The organism is Bacillus sp. LSHTCR4 (genome assembly GCF_057197025.1).
The window spans coordinates 479,775-502,314 of sequence record NZ_JBXUNO010000002.1 but is presented as its reverse complement, the minus strand read 5'-3'; the positions used below and the strand labels follow the sequence as shown (position 1 = coordinate 502,314).

At 36.5% G+C, this 22,540-nt stretch carries 22 protein-coding genes and 2 other annotated features; of the genes, 5 read left to right on the top strand and 17 right to left on the bottom strand.

Features of this window, described 5'->3' with window-relative positions:
• Positions 1-189 precede the first annotated feature (189 nt).
• The 3 genes from AC2CGR_RS16255 (at position 190) to AC2CGR_RS16245 (ending at position 5,725) form a co-directional block, all read left to right on the top strand.
• Positions 190-2,937: a S8 family peptidase gene (locus AC2CGR_RS16255; RefSeq protein ID WP_270184778.1), complete on the top strand. Its 2,748-nt coding sequence runs from the start codon at positions 190-192 to the stop codon at positions 2,935-2,937.
• Positions 2,938-3,006: 69 nt separating this feature from the next.
• Positions 3,007-3,235 (top strand) — a binding site (T-box leader).
• A gap of 51 nt (positions 3,236-3,286) precedes the next feature.
• Positions 3,287-3,513 (top strand) — a binding site (T-box leader).
• A gap of 162 nt (positions 3,514-3,675) precedes the next feature.
• Positions 3,676-5,430, top strand: coding sequence for an aromatic amino acid hydroxylase (locus AC2CGR_RS16250; RefSeq protein ID WP_087965809.1), 1,755 nt, complete (start codon positions 3,676-3,678; stop codon positions 5,428-5,430).
• On the top strand, positions 5,411-5,725 hold the full coding sequence (locus AC2CGR_RS16245; protein ID WP_000979545.1) for a 4a-hydroxytetrahydrobiopterin dehydratase: 315 nt from the start codon (positions 5,411-5,413) through the stop codon (positions 5,723-5,725). The genes AC2CGR_RS16250 and AC2CGR_RS16245 overlap by 20 nt, the downstream gene beginning before the upstream one ends.
• Positions 5,726-5,742: 17 nt before the next feature.
• On the opposite strand, the gene AC2CGR_RS16240 is transcribed toward AC2CGR_RS16245, so the two are convergent.
• Positions 5,743-6,600: a VOC family protein gene (locus AC2CGR_RS16240; RefSeq protein ID WP_087965811.1), complete on the bottom strand. Its 858-nt coding sequence runs from the start codon at positions 6,598-6,600 to the stop codon at positions 5,743-5,745.
• Positions 6,601-6,621: 21 nt separating this feature from the next.
• Positions 6,622-7,026, bottom strand: a complete 405-nt coding sequence (locus tag AC2CGR_RS16235) for a DoxX family protein (RefSeq protein WP_001071557.1) — start codon at positions 7,024-7,026, stop codon at positions 6,622-6,624.
• A 156-nt stretch (positions 7,027-7,182) separates the two neighbouring features.
• On the opposite strand from AC2CGR_RS16235, the gene AC2CGR_RS16230 reads away from it, so the two are divergent.
• Positions 7,183-7,728, top strand: a complete 546-nt coding sequence (locus tag AC2CGR_RS16230; protein WP_087965813.1) for a helix-turn-helix domain-containing protein — start codon at positions 7,183-7,185, stop codon at positions 7,726-7,728.
• A gap of 33 nt (positions 7,729-7,761) precedes the next feature.
• Here AC2CGR_RS16230 and AC2CGR_RS16225 read toward each other — a convergent pair whose 3' ends face one another.
• The 13 genes from AC2CGR_RS16225 to AC2CGR_RS16165 form a co-directional block, all read right to left on the bottom strand.
• Positions 7,762-8,139, bottom strand: coding sequence for a hotdog family protein (locus AC2CGR_RS16225; protein WP_000025009.1), 378 nt, complete (start codon positions 8,137-8,139; stop codon positions 7,762-7,764).
• 126 nt (positions 8,140-8,265) lie between these two features.
• Positions 8,266-8,724 carry a GNAT family N-acetyltransferase gene (locus tag AC2CGR_RS16220; protein WP_087965815.1) on the bottom strand — a complete coding sequence of 153 codons (459 nt, stop codon included), beginning with the start codon at positions 8,722-8,724 and terminating at the stop codon, positions 8,266-8,268.
• Positions 8,725-8,780: 56 nt separating this feature from the next.
• On the bottom strand, positions 8,781-9,344 hold the full coding sequence (locus AC2CGR_RS16215; RefSeq protein WP_131100763.1) for a GNAT family N-acetyltransferase: 564 nt from the start codon (positions 9,342-9,344) through the stop codon (positions 8,781-8,783).
• 251 nt (positions 9,345-9,595) lie between these two features.
• Positions 9,596-9,991, bottom strand: a complete 396-nt coding sequence (locus AC2CGR_RS16210) for an ankyrin repeat domain-containing protein (RefSeq protein ID WP_087965819.1) — start codon at positions 9,989-9,991, stop codon at positions 9,596-9,598.
• Positions 9,958-10,776: an ABC transporter ATP-binding protein gene (locus AC2CGR_RS16205; RefSeq protein ID WP_087965821.1), complete on the bottom strand. Its 819-nt coding sequence runs from the start codon at positions 10,774-10,776 to the stop codon at positions 9,958-9,960. Before AC2CGR_RS16205 ends, AC2CGR_RS16210 begins: the two co-directional genes overlap by 34 nt.
• Positions 10,763-11,791 carry a FecCD family ABC transporter permease gene (locus tag AC2CGR_RS16200; RefSeq protein WP_061659334.1) on the bottom strand — a complete coding sequence of 343 codons (1,029 nt, stop codon included), beginning with the start codon at positions 11,789-11,791 and terminating at the stop codon, positions 10,763-10,765. The genes AC2CGR_RS16205 and AC2CGR_RS16200 overlap by 14 nt, the downstream gene beginning before the upstream one ends.
• A 5-nt stretch (positions 11,792-11,796) precedes the next feature.
• On the bottom strand, positions 11,797-12,744 hold the full coding sequence (locus AC2CGR_RS16195; RefSeq protein WP_087965823.1) for an ABC transporter substrate-binding protein: 948 nt from the start codon (positions 12,742-12,744) through the stop codon (positions 11,797-11,799).
• A gap of 157 nt (positions 12,745-12,901) precedes the next feature.
• Positions 12,902-13,129: a YrhC family protein gene (locus AC2CGR_RS16190; RefSeq protein ID WP_087965825.1), complete on the bottom strand. Its 228-nt coding sequence runs from the start codon at positions 13,127-13,129 to the stop codon at positions 12,902-12,904.
• 126 nt (positions 13,130-13,255) lie between these two features.
• Complete coding sequence (gene adhE, locus AC2CGR_RS16185) at positions 13,256-15,859, bottom strand: bifunctional acetaldehyde-CoA/alcohol dehydrogenase (protein WP_087965827.1); 2,604 nt, start codon at positions 15,857-15,859, stop codon at positions 13,256-13,258.
• A gap of 260 nt (positions 15,860-16,119) precedes the next feature.
• Positions 16,120-17,253: a bifunctional cystathionine gamma-lyase/homocysteine desulfhydrase gene (locus AC2CGR_RS16180; RefSeq protein ID WP_071726595.1), complete on the bottom strand. Its 1,134-nt coding sequence runs from the start codon at positions 17,251-17,253 to the stop codon at positions 16,120-16,122.
• Positions 17,254-17,256: 3 nt separating this feature from the next.
• Positions 17,257-18,180, bottom strand: a complete 924-nt coding sequence (locus tag AC2CGR_RS16175) for an O-acetylserine dependent cystathionine beta-synthase (protein ID WP_029439984.1) — start codon at positions 18,178-18,180, stop codon at positions 17,257-17,259.
• An 82-nt stretch (positions 18,181-18,262) separates the two neighbouring features.
• Positions 18,263-18,958, bottom strand: coding sequence for a 5'-methylthioadenosine/S-adenosylhomocysteine nucleosidase (gene mtnN, locus AC2CGR_RS16170; RefSeq protein ID WP_001217039.1), 696 nt, complete (start codon positions 18,956-18,958; stop codon positions 18,263-18,265).
• 14 nt (positions 18,959-18,972) lie between these two features.
• The gene (locus AC2CGR_RS16165) at positions 18,973-19,611 is read right to left on the bottom strand and encodes a class I SAM-dependent methyltransferase (protein ID WP_000536319.1); all 639 of its coding nucleotides are present in this window, start codon (positions 19,609-19,611) and stop codon (positions 18,973-18,975) included.
• A gap of 135 nt (positions 19,612-19,746) precedes the next feature.
• Between AC2CGR_RS16165 and AC2CGR_RS16160 the strand changes: the two genes are divergently transcribed.
• Entirely contained in the window at positions 19,747-19,962 is a 216-nt protein-coding gene (locus AC2CGR_RS16160) for a YrzA family protein (protein WP_000010980.1), read from the top strand.
• A gap of 35 nt (positions 19,963-19,997) precedes the next feature.
• Here the strand turns inward: AC2CGR_RS16160 and AC2CGR_RS16155 are convergent, their stop codons facing one another.
• Together AC2CGR_RS16155 and AC2CGR_RS16150 are read right to left on the bottom strand one after the other, a co-directional pair.
• Positions 19,998-20,651, bottom strand: coding sequence for a YrrS family protein (locus AC2CGR_RS16155; RefSeq protein WP_087965831.1), 654 nt, complete (start codon positions 20,649-20,651; stop codon positions 19,998-20,000).
• 116 nt (positions 20,652-20,767) lie between these two features.
• Complete coding sequence (locus AC2CGR_RS16150) at positions 20,768-22,522, bottom strand: peptidoglycan D,D-transpeptidase FtsI family protein (RefSeq protein ID WP_087965833.1); 1,755 nt, start codon at positions 22,520-22,522, stop codon at positions 20,768-20,770.
• Positions 22,523-22,540 lie beyond the last annotated feature (18 nt).

Genomic DNA, 22,540 nt, shown 5'->3' with positions numbered 1-22,540 from the left:
ACCTACAATATGTAAAAAATACCTATTCGACATAATCAGAAAAAATTTCCCAAGAAATTTTAAATTCATAGAGGATTGGTATGAATTATGTCGAAAATATAGTTTAGTTAACATCCGATTATGTAATTCGAGATAAATTTGTAAGATAATTTTTCGGAATATTAGCACTTTTTATCAGGGGGAGTTTCAATGAAAAAAACTACATCTACACTATTAAGTATGGCGCTCGTCTTTTCCAGTTTCGGAGCTTTAAGCGCACATGCTGAATCGCTGCAAAAGGAGAAACAATTTAGTCCACAGTTAAAAGCGAACATTGAACAATGGGGAGAAAACAAAATCGCACAAAATGTTGAAACAAAAACATCAAAAGAAATTTCTGTCATTGTAGAATTGCAACATGCTCCACTCGCTTCACAAAGTAACATTCAGCATGCTCCAGATTTACAAAATAATAATGCACAGTCTTATCATGCCGAGCTTAAAAAAGCACAAGAAGATACGACTAAGAAAATAAAAGAAAAAGCACCTAGTGCAAAAATTAAAGAGGTTTATAATACGTTATTTTCTGGATTCTCTATTTCAGTTCCTGGAGATCAAATTACCGCTCTCGCTTCTTTACCTGAAGTAAAAGCAGTCTATCCGAACTTAACATATAAACTACATGAAACATCAAAAAGCACTACTAATGAAGACACACCAAATATCGGCGGACCGACAATTGGTGCTCCTGAAGCATGGAATTTAAAAGACCCATCTGGCAAACCGCTTGATGGAAAAGGGATGAAAGTAGCAATTATCGACTCTGGTGTAGACTATACACATCCCGACTTAAAAGCAAATTATATCGGTGGATATGACACAGTTGATGAAGATAACGATCCAATGGATGGTAACGTACATGGTACTCATGTAGCTGGAATTATTGCTGGTAACGGAAAAATTAAAGGCGTTGCTCCAAATGCTTCTATTCTAGCCTATCGTGTAATGAATGATGGTGGAACTGGTACAACAGAAGATATTATTCAAGGGATTGAGCGCGCTATTCAAGATGGTGCTGATGTGTTAAATCTATCACTCGGTCAAGATTTAAATGTCCCTGATCAACCTGTAACAATGACGTTAGAACGTGCAGCAAAACTTGGTGTTACTGCAGTCGTTTCAAATGGAAATGATGGACCAAAGCCTTGGTCTGTTGATGCACCTGGAAATGCAAGCAGCGTTATATCAGTTGGAGCATCTACTGTTTCTATCCCGTTTCCAACGTTCCAAATAGCTGGTTCTAATAAATCTTACCAAGGGTTACCGTTATCAAAAGCAGATTTCCAAGTAGGAAACGATGCTCAGCTTGTCTATGTTGGCTACGGTAATTCAAGCGATTACGCTAAACAAGATGTGAAAGGTAAATTCGCTCTTGTTTTACAAGGCACTTCGAGCACGCTAGTAAAAGCAGAACAAGCGAAACAAGCTGGCGCTCTCGGCGTACTACTAATTTCTAACGAAAAAGAAATTAATATTATGCCCGAATACTTTGGACGTGAAGATGTAGCTCTTCCGGTTATGCAACTATCAAATACAAACGGTGAAGAATTGAAGAGTTTAATTACAAAACGAAAGAAAAATATAAAGATTGGACAACCAAACAAAACCGAACTTATTGGTAACTTCAGTTCCAGAGGACCATCACAAGGTAGTTGGCTCATAAAACCTGATGTTGTTGCACCTGGAGTACAAATTACTAGTACTGTACCAAGAGGCGGCTATGAATCTCATAATGGAACAAGTATGGCTGCTCCACAAGTAGCGGGAGCCGTTGCCTTACTGCGTCAGATGCATCCTGATTGGACGACAGAACAATTGAAATCTGCTCTTGCCAACACCGCAAAAACATTAAAGGATGTCAATGAAAATACATATCCTGTTATGGCACAGGGATCTGGTTTAATTAACATTCCGAAAGCAGCTCAAACAGATGCGTTAGTGAAACCAAACAACGTAAGTTTCGGTCTTATTAAACCGAGTAGCGGCAAAGTAAAACTAACACAAAATATTACGTTACAAAATCTTTCTAGCAAAAAGAAAAACTTTTCAACTCGTGTTGAATTATTAGATACAAAAACAAAAATCCAGACTTCTTTCCCTTCTTCAATTAGTTTAAAAGCAAATAGTAACATTGAAAAACCTTTTACTATTACTGTAGATAGTTCCTTACCACAAGGAGTATATACAGGAAATCTGTATGTAAAAGAACAAGGGAAAACGGAAGAAATGCGTATTCCATTTACATTTAGCATCGATCCAAAAGAATACAAGCGTATTGACGGCCTTGAAATCGTTAATTCTACTTTCAGTCCAAATAATGACAAAATACTAGATGACAACCTAATCAATTACTATTTAGTTACACCAGTTGAGAACATAGCGTTTCATGCTAATTTAATTACGAAGGACCGTGTGACATATCAAGGCATGGTATATCAAGGTAAAAACGAAACACCTGGCTATAAATCTTTCAAATGGAATGGTACAAGAGCAGACGGATCCCAGTTGCCTGATGGCTTATACCAAATCGAAGCTGTTGCTTCTAACTCTGGTGGAGAAACAAAGCAAACAGGAGCTGTATTTATCGATCGAACAGCACCTAAGTTAACTCATGAGATTGATAAAGAAAATCTTATTATTAGAGGAAACGTTGATGATATTCTACTAGATTGGATGACAGAATCTGGTTGGATTGCACCTGGTATTCCAGTGAAAATACAATATGAGATTAACGGAAATGGTGTATGGGAGAGTGCATTCTTAAATACGTGGGAGAAAAACTACGAAATTTATTTCGATCATAATCAATTACAACAAGGAAAAAATACAATTCATATCGTTGCAACAGATGCAGCTGGAAATACATCTAATTTAAATGTTGATTTAGATGTGAAATAAAAAATTATTGTTGACAATTTTTTTAATATAGTTTTATAATACAAAACATAGTTTAGTTGAACGAATTATATATCGGCTTTGAAGGAATACCAGTAGCGACTTATATCCCTGTCTCAGAGAACTGATGGTTGGTGCAAATCAGTACATATACAAGCGTGAATTACAATTCTGGAGCTTCTTTCCCGTAATGCATTTTATGCATGAAGAGAAAGACGGATTTTTCCGTTATCTTAAAGTGAGTGGTAAACAATTACTTGTTTACAAATAGGGTGGTACCGCGATTTTTATCGTCCCTATCGGATTTTCCGATAGGGACTTTTTTGCGTCCATCCTTTTACACAATTTCATAATATACGCGTTGAAAGAATCGCAGTAGTATCTTATATCCCTGTTACAGAGAGCTAATGGTCGGTGGAAATTAGCACATATATAAGTATGAATTACAATTCTGGAGCTTCTTTTTCGTAGTGCTTATGGCATGAAGGAAAAGGCGGAGTTTTTCCGTTATCATTAATTGAGATGTAAGTATATTTTCACTTACAAATAGGGTGGTACCGCGATTCTTTCGCCCCTATCGGATTTTCCGATAGGGGCTTTTTCTATTTCTCACAGAAACAAATGTTAAATAATTCCGAATCTTATGATAAAATTTTATAAGCGCTTACAATTTTGAAAGGGGGTGATACAAGTTATACGAAACCGATACTTAATTTTATTTAAAAAAAGGAGGATGTCTAAATGACAAAGAAAACAGAAATTCCATCGCATTTAAAACCATTCGTATCCACACAGCATTATGATCAATACACACCGGTGAATCACGCTGTGTGGCGTTACATTATGAGACAAAATCATAGTTTCTTAAAAGACGTTGCTCATCCAGCCTATGTGAACGGATTACAATCATCTGGTATTAATATAGATGCAATTCCAAAGGTAGAAGAAATGAATGAGTGTTTAGCACCAAGCGGCTGGGGTGCTGTAACGATTGACGGACTTATTCCTGGCGTAGCCTTCTTCGATTTTCAAGGACACGGATTATTACCAATCGCAACAGATATTCGTAAAGTAGAAAATATCGAGTATACACCTGCTCCAGATATTGTACACGAAGCAGCAGGACACGCACCTATTTTACTTGACCCTACATATGCAAAATATGTGAAACGATTTGGACAAATTGGTGCAAAAGCTTTCTCTACAAAAGAAGAACATGATGCATTCGAAGCTGTTCGTACATTAACAATTGTAAAAGAAAGCCCTACTTCTACTCCTGCTGAAGTTACAGCTGCTGAAAATAATGTACTTGAAAAACAAAAGTTAGTTTCTGGCTTATCAGAAGCAGAACAAATTTCACGTCTTTTCTGGTGGACCGTAGAATATGGATTAATCGGAAGTATAGATGCTCCAAAAATATATGGTGCTGGTCTCCTTTCTTCTGTTGGCGAAAGCAAACATTGCTTAACAGACGCTGTAGAAAAGGTTCCATTCTCTATAAAGGCATGTACAAGTACAACTTATGACGTAACAAAAATGCAACCACAACTATTTGTTTGCGAATCATTTGAAGAATTAACAGAAGCACTTGAGAAATTCTCTGAAACGATGGCCTTTAAAACAGGTGGTAAAGAAGGATTAGAAAAAGCAATTCGCTCTGAAAATCATGCAACTGCTGAATTAAATAGCGGATTACAAATTACAGGCACATTTACCGAGACAATTGAAAACGATGCAGGTGAATTGATTTACATGCGAACGAGTTCGCCAACAGCATTAGCAATTCACAATAAACAACTAGCGAATCATTCTACGTCTGTACACAGTGACGGGTTCGGAACACCAATTGGATTACTCACTGAAAATATTGCACTAGAAAATTGTACAGATGAACAATTACAATCATTAGGAATTACAATCGGAAATAAAGCAGCATTTACTTTTGCAAGTGGTATTCATGTAAAAGGAACAGTAACAGATATTGTAAAAAACGATAAAAAAATTGCGCTTATTTCCTTTGTCAATTGCACAGTTACTTATAACGACCGCGTTTTATTTGATGCTTCATGGGGCGCATTTGATATGGCTGTTGGTTCGACAATTACTTCGGTATTCCCAGGTGCCGCAGATGCTGCAGCATTTTTCCCAATGGATGAAGAAATCCAAGAAATTCCTGCTCCACTTGTACTGAATGAACTTGAACGTATGTATCAAACAGTTCGCGATATCCGAAATGAAGGTATTTTACACGACGCACATATCGAGCAATTAGTAGCAATTCAAGAGGTATTAAATAAATTCTATACGAAAGAATGGTTACTTCGCCTTGAAATATTAGAATTGCTTTTAGAGCATAACAAAGGGCACGAAACATCAGCAGCATTATTACAACAACTTTCTACTTTCACAACGGATGAAGCTGTAACACGTCTTATTAACAATGGTCTTACGCTACTTCCAGTAAAGGATGTGAAAAATGATGCTACGATTAACTGAAGAGGAAGTTCAAGAGGAGTTATTGAGGTTAGATAAATGGGTAGTAAAAGATGAAAAATGGATTGAAAGAAAATATATGTTTTCCGACTATTTAAAAGGAGTCGAATTTGTCTCTGAAGCCGCCAAACTATCAGAAGAACATAATCACCACCCATTTATCCTTATCCAGTATAAAGCAGTCATTATTACTTTGTCATCTTGGAATGCAAAAGGTTTAACGAAACTCGATTTTGAGCTTGCGAAGCAATTTGATGAACTATTTGTCCAAAATGAAAAAGCCATTATAAGAAAGTAAAAAAAGAGAAGCCTTTTTTAGGCTTCTCCTTTTATTTTGAAATGGATACAATGTCCAAATGGATCCTCTACTTGTAATATTCCATCTTTGTACGTAGCAATCTTGCCAATATTTTTTAAGCTTTCACATACTTGCTCTTTTTGTTTTTCATTTGCTAATACAATTGTGAAATATTTCAAGCCAACAGAATTTGGCATTTGCGGTAGTATTCCTTCCCCTTGCCACGTATTTAAACCGATATGGTGATGGTAGCCACCTGCCGATACAAAGAGCGCCCCATTACGGGCTGGGATCGTTACTTCAAAGCCAAGACCATCCACATAGAAACGTTTCGCTTCTTCCAAATCAGCTACATGGAAATGAATGTGCCCCATCACAGTACCAGCTGGAAACCCACTCCATGTACTTCCTTGCTGCAATAATTCTTCACCAGCTAACGGGTTACTAACAAATGGTAGCTCTCCATTCTCATCACGCCAAACTTCTTTTTGACGATCATGATAAATTTCAATCCCGTTTCCATCTGGATCAGCTAAATAAAGGGCCTCACTAAAGTAATGGTCAGCTCCGCCGTGCAGTGGATATACCATTTCTACAAGATGACGAAGGATATTCGCTAAATCCTGTCTACTCGGTAATAAAATTGCGTAATGATATAAACCCGTTCTCCCTCTTTGCTTTGGTAAGGCTTCCTTCTTTTCTTCAATGATAAGGAGTGGTTCGTTATTTTCATTCCCAAATGTAACGACCATTTCATCTTCTTTTAGTACTTTCATACTTAGTATTTCTGTATAAAACTCTAGTGATTTCTTTATATTTGATACATATAAATGAACAACATCAAGTGTTGTATCGGGATGAAGTTGAAAACTCATCTTGTTAGCCTCCCATGTAAATTAGTTCTTCTTTGACATTTTCTCTTTTAAGAAATTATCTACAAAACCATCCGCTTTCGCAACAAATAAGTACGCACCCATCGCTAACAATGCAAGCTCTAATTCGAAGCCAGGATTTTTTCCATCTCCTAACAAACCAGCTGACCATTTTACTTTTACAATTGCTCCAACCATAACTAGTGCAAATAATAATCCAATATATCTTACACCTAAACCTAGAATTAATAATAGACCACCAACTAATTCAACTGTTGCTACACCGTATGCAAGTCCTCCTGGTAAACCAATGCTTGTGAACCACCCTGCAATATTGTCAATCCCCGATTGGAATTTTGTTAAACCGTGCATAAAGAACGTTACCCCTAACACGATACGAATAATTAAGTTACCAATATGTTGATTCATTTCTTTCTCTCCTTTATAGTTTTCTTATACAAAACTTTTATTTACATTACAAAACATACACTAATTTTTTTTATTCGTCAATTCATTTTCACTGGGAAAATATATATTTTTTTTGCTATGATACAAATAGTTGTTTACAAAAAGGAGCTTGATTTTATGAATATTGGTTCTGCAATACGTGAAATTCGTCAGCGTAGAGGCATAACAATCGCGCAAATTTGTGAGGGAACAGGTCTTTCTAAAGGGTTTATGAGTCAGGTTGAAAATAATAAAACATCACCATCTATCTCAACTTTAGAAACGATCTCCAATTTTTTAAACGTTCCTCTTCCCTATTTATTGTTAGAACAAAAAGATCGATTGAAAGTTGTCAAAAAGGTAGAGCGTAAATATAGTGTATACGGAAAAGATGAACAAAGAATTGAACATGTTGCAGAGCAAGGTGGCCTTCGCCTAAATCTCGTAGAAATTCCTGCTGGGTTTCCGAAAGAAAACACACCAAATGCCCATGAAGGGGAAGAATGTCACCTTGTATTACGCGGAAAGCTAGAAGTTCAACATGGAGAAGATGTTGCAATTGTAGAAGAAGGGGATTCTTTCTCTTGGAATGCATGTGTTCCTCATATCGTTCGTAATATAGGAGAAGAAACTGCATTATTACTCATCTCTAGTTATGCAGAAAATCGAAAACGTGTTTATTAAATAAAAAAGAAGCCTGTAAATCAGGCTTCTTTTTTATCCCCTTATAACTCCATAGCTTGTCCCAACTAGTACAGTCTTTTCATGCTGATTGCGATAAACTGACTCGATTGAAACCTTTTTGTATCCTTCCATCTGTTCAATATTTGTTAAAGTTAATTCACAAGTGATCGTATCTCCAGTAAAAACTGGTCTAATAAACTCACTTACTAATTCTCTTGCTATGTAATGTAATTCTTCGCCTACTTTCGTTCCAATACTAGCAGTCAATAAACCATGAACCATTAAACGTCCATTTTCATCATATTCCATATGATGCCTACCTTTATCTCCTGTAATATTTGCAAATTCAAAAACCTCTTCCTCAGTAAATCTTCTCTCATATTTAAATACATCCCCAACTTTTATACTCATTTTTATCCCCCTAAAAATAAACAGAATTTTCTTTCATTTTATCATAAAATGAGTCTCAATTCATTTTCTATTATAAAAAGAATGAAAAATACTTATAGCTGTACTATTTCTTTGCTTTTCGCTCCTTTACCGATGCCCATCTCTTTTTGCGGCTTGGTATCCATAGTACGCACATGTTCCATTTCTCGATAACTCTCTCACCTCAAAACCACAACTTCTATAAAAATCAAAATTACTCGCAGAAGTATGCGCAAACCAGTCACCATGTGGCAATTTTTGCAAACAAAGAGCGACAAGTTTCTTACCTAATCCCTTCCCTCTATATTCACATTTCACAACTAAATTTACTATGTTCGCGATCATGATTCCATCAGAAATGACTCTAACCATCGCAATCATCTCTTCTTCATCCCAAATTGTGAATGCCCATGTTGAATTTTCAAATGCTATCGTGAATTTTTCAATTTGCCAAGAAGGGATATTATCATTGCTCCAACCGGCATCTTCGAATAAAGTCTTAATTGCATATGCAGGTACACCATTCGTTCCCTCACGAATAATAAGTCCATTATGATAAATGTACATGTAATCCCCCCTTTATTTTTATATACCATTCTTCAAAAGATGCAATTCACCTTTTTTCATCCAACGCGCTTAATGGAATAAACGAGAACATCCATCCCATGAAATGAAGTTGTTTTCTCATAACTAAGTCCCGTTTTTCTAGCAACAAAGATGGAGGCGGGGTGATCCGGATTAATAAGAGAAATTAATTTATTCATTCGTAACGCTTGGAAGCCATAATCTCGAAATGCTGCCGCTGCTTCTTTCGCATACCCTTTTCCCCAATACTGAGGTAATAACCAATAACCAATTTCAATTTCCTCTTTTCCATCTATTTGCTGCTTCACTAATCCTGCATGACCAATTCGTGTTCCCGTTTCCTTTTCAATTAATACAAATAAACCGAGACCATTTTTATAGCTAGGAATCACCCACTCCTCCAAACTTTTTTTACACTGCATATATGTTTTTAACGTCCCATTTCCAATATAGCGCATTACCTTCTCATTTCCCCATAGTGAAGCGTAGAACTGTAAATCATCCATTATATATTTGCGAATTTGTAAACGATCTGTATGAAACATTTCTGCACTCCTTCCCACGAATTTGTACTTAATTACACGCTCATGTTTTGTATGCATACTAAATGTTACTATCTATTATAAATGAACTAACATTAAAATACAGAATATTCAATCTCAAAATAATTAAAAAAAGACAGTAGACAAATATTGTCTACTGCATCCATATCATAACTAGCATAAAGAAAACTACAATTGAGGGGGGGTAGGATTTTCAAATACACTAGATACTTATCCCGTTCTAACGGGCGGTAAACTTTCCAATTATATGAAAGTGAAAAGTTTACCGCACATAAGAACTTTGGCGGTCATTAAGAAAGCACCGTTAAGTAGTCAAATACACGCTGTGCTTTTTCTCCACCCATTCGTGCATGTTGAAGAAGAGAAATACCATGTGGACCAGATGCACGTAATGCTTCTGGCTGTGCTACTAAAATAGCTTGTACAACTTCTAATTCCCCAAGCATGGCGGCCGCGAAAATATCCATTCGAGCACCCTTTTCTAGTAAATAGAGAGCAATATCTTTACGACCTACATGCGCCGCTGCTCCTAACGCACTTTCCCAATCTGATCCGCCCCAATTGTAAGAGGCATGAAGCAAGCTTGGCGATTCCGCCAACAATTCTTGTATTTTTTCTAAATCTCCGTGAGCTGCCATAACAAATTCCCTTACTAACTCAGTGGTAATACATTCGTCTGTTCGCATCTTGCTCCTCCTTTTTTAGAAATTCGTTTCGGTGTAAAAAATGGCTTATCGCTTCCTTGAAAAATATCTACATCTATGCCAAATACATGTTGAAACATTTCATGACATAACACTTCTTCTGGCATACCGTCATACTGAAGCTTCCCTCGCTTTAATACAAGTAAACGATCACTATATTGAGCCGCTTGGTTAATATCATGTAAAACCATTATAATTGTCATGCCAAATTCCTCGTTTAATCGTTTCACAAGTTCCATTACTTCCAACTGATGAACGATATCTAAAAAAGTTGTTGGCTCATCCAATAATAAGACATTCGTACGTTGTGCTAGCGTCATTGCAATCCAAGCACGTTGTCTTTCTCCTCCTGATAAAGATTGTAAAAGACGATATTCATACCCTTCAAGATTTGTAACAGACAATGCCCAATCAACAATTTCTTCATCTTCTTTATTTAAACGACCTCTCCATGATTTATGAGGGCCTCTTCCAAATTCGATTAATTCTTTCACTGTTAAATCTAATTGATGATCATGCATTTGTGGTAACATCGCTAATTGCTTCGCTACATCAGCACTTTTCATCGTATGAATACTTTTTCCATCTAAAACGATATCCCCTTCGCTTTGTTTAAGTAGTCTTGCCATTAAACGAAGCAAAGTAGATTTCCCCGATCCATTCGGTCCAATTAAACTAACGACCTCTCCAGCTTTAATATGTACATTCATATTTTGCATTTGAAATCTTTCAGAATGTGCGTAAAACACTTTATTAACGGAAATCACTTCGTTTTCCTCCTCTATGAATTAAATATAAGAAGAACGGACCGCCTAAGAAGGATAATAAAATACCAACAGGCAATTCAATTGGATCAAACCAACTTCGAGCTATCGCATCCGCGAAAACAAGTAATATTCCTCCGCCAAGGCATGATAATGGCAGTAAATATTTATAGTCATTTCCAACTAATAAACGTAACATATGTGGTACGACAAGGCCGACAAATCCAATAAGACCAGAAACACTAACCGCAATTCCAGCTAATAACGTACTTACTACTATTAAATAAAACCGGCTTCTCTCCACGTTATGACCTAATAATTTCGCCATTTCATCTCCAAGCATTAATACTCGAATATGCTTGATACCAAAAAAGGCCAATATAATAGCGAATATTGCATAATATATAATCATGTTTAAATGTGCCCAACTTACCCCACCAATGCCACCCGCTAACCAAGGTAACACGGATTGTACTTTGTCACTATGTAATAACATTAACGCTGACGTTGCTGCACCAATTAATGCATTAATTGACACACCTACTAAGACAATTCTTGAAGGTGGTGCCCCCTTTTGCCATGATAAAGCATAAATGACCATCGCCGTTATGAAAGCTCCTAAAAACGCCCCGAGCGGTAAAAAAGCCATATGCTGAGGGAATAAAATCATAATCACAATTGCTACAAGGCCTGCTCCAGATGAAACTCCAATAATACCGGGGTCTGCAAGAGGGTTTCTCATAACTCCTTGTAATAATGCACCAGATGCAGCTAAACATGTCCCTACTATAAATCCAACGAGCACTCTTGGTATACGAAGGTCCCATACAATTCGATGAACTGTTGAACCTTCATCTTGTATCCCTGTTAGAATATCTCGTAAAGAAAAGGATAAGCTTCCTGCGAAAAGGCCGTAAAAAAGACCTAAAATCGTTAATATAACTAAACTAACTGCTATGATCCATCTTTTTTTCGCAAAAGGATGTTCCTTTTCCCTTACTACTTCACTACTTTCCATACTTATCATTTCCTTACATCTTGTATACTTTTATACATAAAGTCCATCGCTTCTGTAACTTTTGTTCCGGGATTTGATCCAAATAAGTCAGGTGGCAAAATAACTACACGATTTTGTTTTACTGCATCTAAGTTTTTCCACGCTTCATTTTTCATCATTTCGCCTTCAAATGCTTTTTTAACGCTTTTTGGATCTCCATGTGTAATTAAATAAATCACATCTGGATTCGACTCAATAATACGTTCTACGCTTAGCTGCGCATATTGCGGATATTCCTTCATTTCTGGAAAATCAGCAGCAATATTTTTCCCGCCTGTTTTTTCTAAAATATCACCTGATAAAGAGGTTGGTAATGCTGCTAAATAAGTACCTGGTGCTCCATATACTAGCAGTGCTTTCACATCGCTCTTTTTCTCATATTTCTTCATTTGATCATTCACTTTTTGGTTAAGTTCTTTTGCTTTATCTTCTTTCTTCATTATCGTTCCATATAGTTCAATATTCTTTTGAATATCTTGTACCGAATTCGCAGAAGAAATCATTACTTTCGTTCCTTGCCCTTCAACCGTTGGAACATTCTTTTGGAACCCATTATTAGCAATAAGTACATCGGGCTTTAAGCTAGCAATTTGCTCAAAATTCGGCTGATGTGCATTCCCGATTACTTGTACTTTCTTTATATCCTCTGGAAGAGTTATTTTTGCATCTGGACGACCCACTATTTTTCCGCCTAGAGCATGAATAATATTCATGTCTCCCATACTTAATGTTGCAAAACTCTCTGGCACTTTATCCAATGTTACCTTTCTTCCTGAAAGGTCGGTAACTTCTATTTTCTCTTTTCCTTTTTCTGTTTTTGTTGCCGATGCTTTTTCGTCTCCTTTTGCACTGCAACCTATTAATAAGAAAAAAATAGATAAAATCGCTGTGAATAGCGTAATAGATTTTTTCATTCTTCCACCTCTAACTGATAATGATAATCATTAACTACTACTCTACTTTAATTGATAAGGATTATCATTGTCAATATAAAACGCATACATTTTCTAGAAAAAACAAAAAGCGTTACAAAAAAGATTCCTTCTTTTTGTAACGCACTATTTATCAATATTATTCACATTCGTTTCCCTCTAACTCGTCTCGTATCACTTTCACACGCTGAAAGAAAAAGAAAGATAAACTTAAAAATATAACGATGCTCCCCATCATAACAAAAGATTGTATCGTTTCTTTTGCTCCAGTCGGAATCAATAAGCCAACCATTAACAATGTACTTACAGCGAGAAGAATTTGTCCGAACCGAGTATAATCTTCTATCTTTTCTTGTAATTCTTTCATTATATTCTCACTCCTCCATTTCACTGTATCATATTCTATTACACTTAAAGACAAGTAAATACAGCCATTCTGGGAGATGTTTTCCAAAAGAAAAAGAGCCGCTTTATTGCGACTCTTTTATAACCATTACTCACCTTTATATGCTTTCATATAAATTTCTTTCAACTCTGAAATGAGAGGTAATTTTGGATTAGCTGTTGTACATTGATCTTCAAAAGCTCTTTCTGCCAATACTCCAACAACCTCTTCAAATTGGTCTTTAGCAACTCCTTGTCCTGCAATACTCATATTTATATTTAAACTTTTTCCGAGATCAATAATTGCTTTGACGAGTGATTCCACACCTTCTGCCGCCGAACTTGCTGGAAGCCCGAGCATTCTCGCAATATGTGCATAGCGTTCATCAGCTACAAAATGCTCATATTTTGGGAACAATGCGTGTTTTCTTGGCTTAATAGCATTATAGCGAACTACGTGCGGCATAAGAATGGCATTTGCACGCCCATGCGGAATATGGAATTCCGGTCCAATTTTATGTGCTAAACTGTGATTAATACCTAGAAAAGCATTTGCAAATGCCATTCCTGCGATTGCAGAAGCATTATGCATCTTTTCTCGTGCTTCTTCATCATTTCCATCTTTAAATGCTCTTGGTAAATATTTAAATACGAGATCAATGGCCTTTAATGCTAATCCATCTGTATAATCATTTGCTAAAACAGACACATATGCCTCGATTGCATGCGTTAATACGTCCATCCCAGTGTCTGCTGTTACATGTGGTGGTACTGTCATTACAAATTGCGGATCAACAATTGCTACATCTGGCGTTAATTCATAATCCGCGAGTGGATACTTTATATTATTTTTCTTATCTGTAATAACCGCAAATGGTGTCACTTCTGATCCTGTTCCAGATGTTGTTGGAATGGCAACAAACTGCGCTTTACTTCCTAACTCCGGATATTTACATGTACGTTTTCTTATATCTAAAAACTTCTGTTTAATGCCATAGAATGTTGTTTCTGGGTGCTCATAGAATAACCACATCCCTTTTGCTGCATCCATCGCAGAACCACCACCAAGTGCGATAATTACATCCGGCTGAAAACTTCTCATCATTTCCGCACCTTTAAACACAGTTTCATCTGATGGATCTGGCTCAACCTCAAAGAAAACCTCAACTTTCACATCATTTGTATGTTTACGTAAATAATGTGCGACCGTATCTACATATCCGTGCTCAACCATTCCTGGATCCGTTACAATAAATGCACGTGAAATGTTAGGCATATTTGCTAAATATGCTGTCGCATGTTTTTCAAAATAAATTTTTGGTGGTAATTTGAACCACTGCATATTCTTTTTTCTATTTGCCAACCTTTTTATATTTAATAAATGCGTCGCTGTTACGTTTTGAGAAACCGAGTTTTTCCCGTAAGAACCGCAACCAAGCGTAAGTGATGGAATAAATCCATTATATATATCACCGATTCCACCTTGTGATGAAGGGGCATTTACAATAAGGCGGCAAGCTTTCATACGTAATCCAAATTGCTTTTGCACTTCTTTATTTACAGAATGGATAACCGCTGAATGTCCTAAACCACCGAGGTTTAACATTTCTTCACAATATGTAAATCCTTCTTCTAATGAATTTGCTTTTACACAAGCTAATACTGGACTTAACTTCTCACGAGATAGTGGATATGCGGCTCCGATGCCTTGTATTTCAGCTACAAGCATTTTTGTATTTTTAGGTACAGTAATTCCAACTAATTCGGCAATATACTGTGCGGATTTCCCTACAATATCACTATTTACTGCACATGTATTTTCATTAATAACAAGCTTTTCTAATTTACTTCTCTCTTCCTCGGTTACAAAGTAACAATCATTTGCAATCATCTCTGTTTTCACATTATCATAAATTTCCTTGTCTACAATAATTGCTTGTTCTGATGCACAAATCATACCGTTATCAAATGTTTTGGATAAAATTAAATCATTAACTGCTCGTTTTATATGCGCTGATTTCTCTATATAACATGGTACATTACCAGGACCTACACCTAGCGCTGGTTTTCCAGTAGAATAAGCTGATTTCACCATACCAGCCCCTCCAGTCGCCAAAACAAGCGCAACACCTTCATGGTTCATTAATTGTTTCGTTGCTTCGACAGAAGGTTTTTCAATCCACTGAATACAATGTTTTGGTGCCCCCGCCTTCACCGCTGCATCGTATACTGTTTTCGCCGCTGCAATAGAACAGTTTTGTGCGGAAGGATGAAATGCGAAAATAATTGGATTTCTCGTTTTTATCGCGATTAATGCTTTAAACATTGTTGTCGATGTTGGATTCGTTACTGGGGTTACCCCAGCTACTACACCGACGGGCTCCGCAATTTCTATTATTTCTTCATGAGGATCTTCGTGAATAATCCCTACTGTTTTATCTTTCTTTATGCTATGCCAAATATATTCGGTAGCAAAAATATTTTTAATGCATTTATCTTCGTATACACCACGACCTGTTTCTTCAATAGCCAACTTCGCAAGTGGCATATGTTGATCAACACCTGCTAATGCCATTTCATGAACAATGTTGTCAATTTGCTCTTGTGTAAAACTTTCTAATGCTTGTAAAGCCTTCCGACCGTTATTCACTAACGTATCAATCATCTCTATTACTTCCTGCATTTCATTTACAACTTTCTCTTTGACTACCATGTAAATTCCTCCTATTCTGCTATCTTGGACTAAATAAGACCCTATAGGCCATAATCAGTCCCGATTAGCGCAAAAAAAATAGAATTGCTTTCCTACATGAACCTCATTGTTTGTGAAATGTTTCACAAGTTTGTTCGTGAGTAACACTTCATGAATTCAATATACATGAAATCATTTCATTTGTGTATGTCCATTTTGTGAAATGTTTCACAAAATGGATGTAATAAAAATGCACTGCCTATATTAGCAGTGCATTTTTACTATGCTAACGCTTGTGCTAAATCTTCAATTAAATCTTCTCCGTCTTCAATACCGACAGAAATTCGAATTAATGTATCTGTAATTCCTAATTCTTTGCGACGATCTGCTGGGATTGATGCATGTGTCATTTGAGATGGGATAGAAATTAAACTTTCTACTGCTCCTAAACTTTCAGCCAGTGTAAAGTATTGTAATTTCTCAAGTACTCTATTTAATGTTTCTTCGCTATCTACATCAAATGAGATAATAGCACCAAATCCATTTGCTTGTTCTGTTGCTAATTCATGATTTTGATGTGACTCAAGACCTGGATAATATACTTTATTTACTTTTGGATGATTATTTAAAAACTCAGCAATTGCGCGTGAATTCGTTTCATGCTCTTCCATTCGAATTCCTAATGTTTTTAAACCACGAAGTAGTAAGAAGCTATCTTGTGGGCCAAGAATGCCTCCTGTTGAGTTTTGTACAAAGTGAAGGTCTTCTGCTAATTGCGGGCTATTTACAACTACTAAACCTGCAACTACGTCACTATGACCTCCTAAATATTTCGTTGCACTATGAAGCACAATATCTGCTCCTAAAGAAATCGGCGACTGCCAATATGGCGTCATGAATGTGTTATCAATAATTGTTAATAAATCTTTCTCTTTAGCAAGAGTAGATATTTTTTTAATATCAGTAATTTTTAGTAATGGATTCGTTGGTGTTTCTACATAAATCGCTTTCGTATTTGGACGAATCGCTTCTTCAACTTCCTCTAAGTTTGTTGTATCTACAAATGTATGCTCAATACCGAAGCGGTTTAATACTTTCGTAATCACGCGGTACGTTCCACCATACACATCATCTGTTAAAATAACGTGGTCACCTTTTGAGAATAGCATAATTGTAGCTGTAATGGCAGCCATTCCTGAACCAAATGCAAAACCAGCATGACCGTTTTCTAATACAGCGATCATTTCTTCTAAAGCTGCACGTGTTGGGTTGCCTGTACGTGAATATTCATATCCTTGATGCTTACCAACTGCCTCTTGTTTGTACGTACTCGTTTGATAAATCGGTACATTTACAGATCCAGTTGAAGGTTCTCCTATGCGAATACCATGAATTAACTTTGTCTTTGCTCTCATTTTTTATTCCCATCCTTTGTATATGTCTTTACTTAAATAGCGCTCACTACTATCAGGAAAAATCGTTACAATATTTGTACCTGGCGCCGCTTTCTCTGCTTCAAGTAAGCTTGCATGAAATGCTGCTCCTGAAGAGCTTCCAACGAGAAGACCTTCTTTCTGCGCTAATTCTTTCACTCGTAAAAATGCATTTCGATCAGAAATTGTATGAATTTCATCAAAATAAGATGTTTTCAAAAATGGCGGGATGAATTCAAGGCCAATCCCTTCTGTTTCATGTGAGCCAGCTTTACCACCATTTAAAATAGATCCTTCTGGTTCCACAATAACCGTTTTTATATCTACATTTTTTTCTTTCAAATAAGATGCAGTCCCCATGAATGTACCACCAGTTCCTGCTCCTGCAACAAATATGTTAATCTCTCCATTAAGTGCCGACCAAAGTTCAGGACCTAGTGTTTTGAAATAAGCACGAGGGTTTGCTTCATTCGCAAACTGACTTGGAGAGTATGAATTCGGTATGTCATTTACTAACTCTTTCGCTTTTGCTATTGCGCCTGTCATTCCTTGCTCAGTCGGTGTATGCACGACCGTTGCACCTAGTGCTTTCATTAATTCTTGTTTTTCAATACTAAATTTCTCTGGTACACAAACAATAACGCGCAAATCATGTTGTAACGCTGCAAGTGCCAGTCCAATACCAGTATTTCCAGCAGTCGGTTCAATAATTGTTCCGCCCTGGGTAACAAGCCCTTTTTCGAGCGCATCTTCGATTAATTCTCTTCCTAAACGATCCTTAACGCTTCCACCTGGGTTATAAAATTCAAGCTTCGCAAATAAACGGACCCCTTCTGGAAGTGAAAAACGAGTAATCTCTACAATTGGTGTATGACCAATTAACTCATGAACTCCACGATATACATTCATCGTGTTCTCCCCCTTATTTGCCAATAAAGAAAAGGCAACTGTATGTATTTTCTTTATATGAGACAGTTGCCTTTTTGTTACATTACTTTAACTCTTCTAATACTTTTACGATAAAGTTTGTAGAATGAAGAGCTGCTTGATCTAAAAATTGATCAAATGAAACATTTGATTCTTTACCAGCAATATCAGAAAGTGCACGGATGATAACAAACGGAACTTCATATTGGTGGCATACTTGTGCAACAGCTGCTGCTTCCATTTCTACTGCATAAAGATTTTCGAATTTATCACGAATGGCTGCAACGCGGTTCGGATCACTCATAAATGAATCGCCTGTTGCAATCATACCTTTTACAACTTGAATATTTTCTTCTGCCTGCATACATTTCTCAGCTAATGCAACTAATGCTTCATCAGCCTTGAATCCAGGCGGCATTCCTGGTACTTGACCATATTCATAGTTAAATGCTGTTACATCTACGTCATGGTGACGAACTTCTGTTGAAATAACGACATCTCCAACATTTAGAGAATGATGGAATCCACCAGCTGAACCAGTATTGATTACTTTTTCAGGCTTATATCTTTCTAATAAAATTGTCGTTGACATCGCTGCATTTACTTTACCAATACCAGACTTTAACAAGATTACTTCATGTCCTGCTAATTGTCCTTTCGTAAATTCACAACCCGCAACCGTTTCTGTTTCTGCTTGTTCTAATTTGTCACGTAAAATACGTACTTCTTCTTCCATTGCTCCAATTACAGCAATTCTCAATCTAATCCCTCTTTCTATTGCTTAGTTGCCTCCATTACCCACACGAAATGATTTAATCTCGTAAACGTTACATGGAAGCCATTGTTTTCAAAAATAGTCTGCATAACTGGAATACGTGTATAGTATTCCGTTTGCAAATCGTTTGCTAACTGATGAAAACCTCTTTGTTTTGCTGCTTCAACAGTTTTATCATATGCATCTTGATCTGCAAATATCGTATCAGCAAACACTATTTTACCACCTTTGTTTAGCAATTGACTATACTTCGCAATCGCTACATTTTTTTCATCATCTGTTAAATGATGAAATGCATAGGTGCTTACTATGGTATCAATTGAATTTGGGACTTCAAACGAGAGAAAATCACCTTCTGTAATGGAAAACTCTTTTGGTAATTTCTCTTTTGCAATCATGCGCATTTCACGTGACGGTTCTATACCGTAAACTGTGCGGCCAGCAAGTAATAATTTATTTGTTAAATTACCTGTGCCAACACCAAATTCTAATACATTACCAAATGACTTGTTAACTACATCCTCTAGAATGTCCTCATAATGGGCGAAAACTTCTTTATATTGTATATCTTCGCCTTGTACAAATGAGTCATACGTATGAGCCCACTCATCAAATAAACCATTAAATTCTGTACCCATAAAATTCCCCTTTTTCTTATCGGTTTTATCAGTATGATATTCCCTCTTTCTAAAAATGTCAATTGAAATGTACATGGTATTTCCTTCTTTTCTTTGTTACACTATAGTTGATTACATAGGAGAGGGGCCGTCTTCATGTCATTTACCTTTGAAATGTTAGAAGATAAAGTAGAATTTTTTGAAGCGGGAGACTTAGCTTCTTTAGAACGAAAAATTAGTGAACAAATCGATAATAATAAAGCACTTATGCTTGAAGTTCATCACATCTCACATCAAATGATTATGGATCCTGAAAGCAAAAGACCATATTATAGCGCGGTTGTTCATTTTAAATTAAAGAAATTACGCTAATTAAAAAAGAGAAGCTCCTAAGGAGCTTCTCTTTTTTAATTTAGAGTTTGAACAAGTACTGGTTTCCAGCCCTCATTGTCTACCCAATCAATATTTACGTAATATCTTTTCCCACTTTGCTTATCTTGAACATCACCATAAGCTTTGCTCTTTCCAGTCTTATCTCGCCCAACCCAATGAAGCACTAACTGGTTTTCCGGAACTTCAACAGCAGTAGAAATCGCTTTTATCATCTCATTCCAATTTGCTGTTCCTTTTTGAAACTTCCCATCTGGTGTTGCACCTTGCTCTGTACCTACTGGCTTCCAAGAAGATTTCGTATAAGCGTCAGTTGCCTTTGGCTGTGTTTTTTCAGCTGGTACTTTCTCATTAGCTTTCGCTTCTTCTTCAGCTTTTTTCTGTTCTTCTTCAGCCTTTAGCTTCTCTTCCTCTTCTTTCTTAGCCTCTGCCTTCTCTTGTTCATTCTTCTTCGTCTCTTCTTTTCCTTTAGCTTTCTCAGACTTATTCTCTTTCGTTGTTTGCTGAGCTACCTTTTTATCGCTAGAAGACGCTTGCTCTTTCGTGTCAGGAACGAACAATTGATATGCTACAATAGCTACTAATATTAATACAATTGCGATTGCAATATTTAAAACACCGTTTTGACGACGTTTTTGTTGTTTCTGTTGGAATCTAGATCCTCCTGCCATTCTTCAAACCTCCATGCAGTTTTTCATACTTGCTATTGTAACATTAAATCTAGAAAGGTTGAACATTTACAATAATATTTTCACGAAATGAAAACATTTCACTATGAATTGCAAGATTACTTTTCATTCTCTAATCGATAGATTGATTCTACGATAGATTTGAAAATAGGTGTAACTTTATTTACATCGCTATTCGTTTCTATATCCACGACAACTAAAGCATATCTTGGATTTTCATATGGAAAATAACCTGCAAACCATCGATTCTCTTTCGTCTCTTTTCCTGTTTGTGCTGTCCCAGACTTTCCAGCAACACTTAATGGTAACGACCTGAATGCTGCTCCTGTGCCTTTCTCCGTTGTTACAACGCTCCTTAATAACTGTTGTAATTTTTTCACTGTTTCATACGAAAGCTGTTTTCCACCTAATGTATGGCCTTCAAATGTATAAAAGTCCGTTCCACTTTTATACATTATTTTTTCAACAGCTTTCACTTCCATCTTTTCCCCACCTCTAGCAATTGTCGCCATCATATTCGCAATTGCTAGAGGTGACATACGTACATCTTTCTGTCCAATTGCTGTTTGTGCTACCGCCTTTTTACTATTCTTATTTCCTTCATTCTCCCAAATCGCAACACTTTTCTCCTCTGGCATTTGCTCAAAATGAGTTGTATGAAATACAGAACCTTTCCATCCAACCTTATCAGCGGCTCCTAAAGCTGCTACGTAAGTTTCTAACACCATCTTATCCTTTTGTATTAACTCGTTGCCTAACTCTGCAAATGTCCTGTTACAGCTTCTAGCAAAGCTCTCTTTAAAACTAAGTGTACCCATCATAACTTGTGGGTGGTCTTCACCATATAAATCTTTATTACAATTAAATGTACGATTAAAAACATTTTTATTTTGATCAATCACTGCCGCTGCAACTATTGTTTTAAAAACAGAACCAGGAAAATGTGGTGTTAACATTTGATTTTCAAGTGTATTTTTATATAAAGCCTTATCTTTCACCTGTACAGATGGTTTGCTGACCATCGCTAAAATTTCATTTTTCTTTACATCAAGTAACACTAGTCCCCCCTTCTTTATTTCACTTGCTTCAACTACTTCTTCCGCTTTTATCTGTAACTCGTTATGTAAAGTAGTTTGAATCGTCACGGGATAAAACGGATTTCCAGGCGATGTATATTTCGCTTGTTTTCCAAAAATCGGTTCTCCTTGCCGATCCACTTGATACAATACTTTTGCCTCTCCATCAGTCAAAAGAAATTCATCAAATGATTGCTGCAATCCTGAAATGCCAATCGGCGTTTGTTTTGAAATTTTTCTTACTTCTCCGTATCGTTTTTGAAATTCTCGTTCATTCTCACCCACATCGCCAATTAAATGATTCCTCACACTAGCCTGCCGTAAACGAACTTCAGCTGCTACAATGCCTAATACATTTAATTGATTCACCTTCTCCATCTGCTCTCGCGCCAAGCGAAATGGTCCATTTCCTCTTTGCATGATAAATGCACTTTTCTTATCTTTCATTTGACTTTCAATCTCTTGTCTCGACATACCAATGATATGCGCAATTTTCTCCAACATGTCATTTTTTATTTGTAGAAATGGAAAAACAATTAAAACAGGATACTTTTTCTCACCTATTTCCTTACCATTACGATCTATAAAATGACCTCGTCCATCATCTACCGTAATGGATTGCGTCCGTTGTGTAACACTTTTTTCGATTAAATTAATCTTACGATCCGTAAATGATTCCGTATCGATAATTTGTATTTGAATTAAACGACAAAGTAATATAAACATGACACATATAAAACAAATTAAAACAATTGTGATTCTCCGTTTTATTTTCATAAAAAAACACCTCGTCTA

Excerpts from the sequence above, each read along its gene's own strand:
- AC2CGR_RS16255 (WP_270184778.1), top strand. The coding sequence starts at position 190 with ATGAAAAAAACTACATCTACACTATTAAGTATGGCGCTCGTCTTTTCC.
- AC2CGR_RS16250 (WP_087965809.1), top strand. The coding sequence starts at position 3,676 with ATGACAAAGAAAACAGAAATTCCATCGCATTTAAAACCATTCGTATCC.
- AC2CGR_RS16245 (WP_000979545.1), top strand. The coding sequence starts at position 5,411 with ATGATGCTACGATTAACTGAAGAGGAAGTTCAAGAGGAGTTATTGAGG.
- AC2CGR_RS16240 (WP_087965811.1), bottom strand. The coding sequence starts at position 6,600 with ATGAGTTTTCAACTTCATCCCGATACAACACTTGATGTTGTTCATTTA.
- AC2CGR_RS16235 (WP_001071557.1), bottom strand. The coding sequence starts at position 7,026 with ATGAATCAACATATTGGTAACTTAATTATTCGTATCGTGTTAGGGGTA.
- AC2CGR_RS16230 (WP_087965813.1), top strand. The coding sequence starts at position 7,183 with ATGAATATTGGTTCTGCAATACGTGAAATTCGTCAGCGTAGAGGCATA.
- AC2CGR_RS16225 (WP_000025009.1), bottom strand. The coding sequence starts at position 8,139 with ATGAGTATAAAAGTTGGGGATGTATTTAAATATGAGAGAAGATTTACT.
- AC2CGR_RS16220 (WP_087965815.1), bottom strand. The coding sequence starts at position 8,724 with ATGTACATTTATCATAATGGACTTATTATTCGTGAGGGAACGAATGGT.
- AC2CGR_RS16215 (WP_131100763.1), bottom strand. The coding sequence starts at position 9,344 with ATGCATACAAAACATGAGCGTGTAATTAAGTACAAATTCGTGGGAAGG.
- AC2CGR_RS16210 (WP_087965819.1), bottom strand. The coding sequence starts at position 9,991 with ATGCGAACAGACGAATGTATTACCACTGAGTTAGTAAGGGAATTTGTT.
- AC2CGR_RS16200 (WP_061659334.1), bottom strand. The coding sequence starts at position 11,791 with ATGGAAAGTAGTGAAGTAGTAAGGGAAAAGGAACATCCTTTTGCGAAA.
- AC2CGR_RS16195 (WP_087965823.1), bottom strand. The coding sequence starts at position 12,744 with ATGAAAAAATCTATTACGCTATTCACAGCGATTTTATCTATTTTTTTC.
- AC2CGR_RS16190 (WP_087965825.1), bottom strand. The coding sequence starts at position 13,129 with ATGAAAGAATTACAAGAAAAGATAGAAGATTATACTCGGTTCGGACAA.
- adhE (WP_087965827.1), bottom strand. The coding sequence starts at position 15,859 with ATGGTAGTCAAAGAGAAAGTTGTAAATGAAATGCAGGAAGTAATAGAG.
- AC2CGR_RS16180 (WP_071726595.1), bottom strand. The coding sequence starts at position 17,253 with ATGAGAGCAAAGACAAAGTTAATTCATGGTATTCGCATAGGAGAACCT.
- AC2CGR_RS16175 (WP_029439984.1), bottom strand. The coding sequence starts at position 18,180 with ATGAATGTATATCGTGGAGTTCATGAGTTAATTGGTCATACACCAATT.
- AC2CGR_RS16165 (WP_000536319.1), bottom strand. The coding sequence starts at position 19,611 with ATGGGTACAGAATTTAATGGTTTATTTGATGAGTGGGCTCATACGTAT.
- AC2CGR_RS16160 (WP_000010980.1), top strand. The coding sequence starts at position 19,747 with ATGTCATTTACCTTTGAAATGTTAGAAGATAAAGTAGAATTTTTTGAA.
- AC2CGR_RS16155 (WP_087965831.1), bottom strand. The coding sequence starts at position 20,651 with ATGGCAGGAGGATCTAGATTCCAACAGAAACAACAAAAACGTCGTCAA.
- AC2CGR_RS16150 (WP_087965833.1), bottom strand. The coding sequence starts at position 22,522 with ATGAAAATAAAACGGAGAATCACAATTGTTTTAATTTGTTTTATATGT.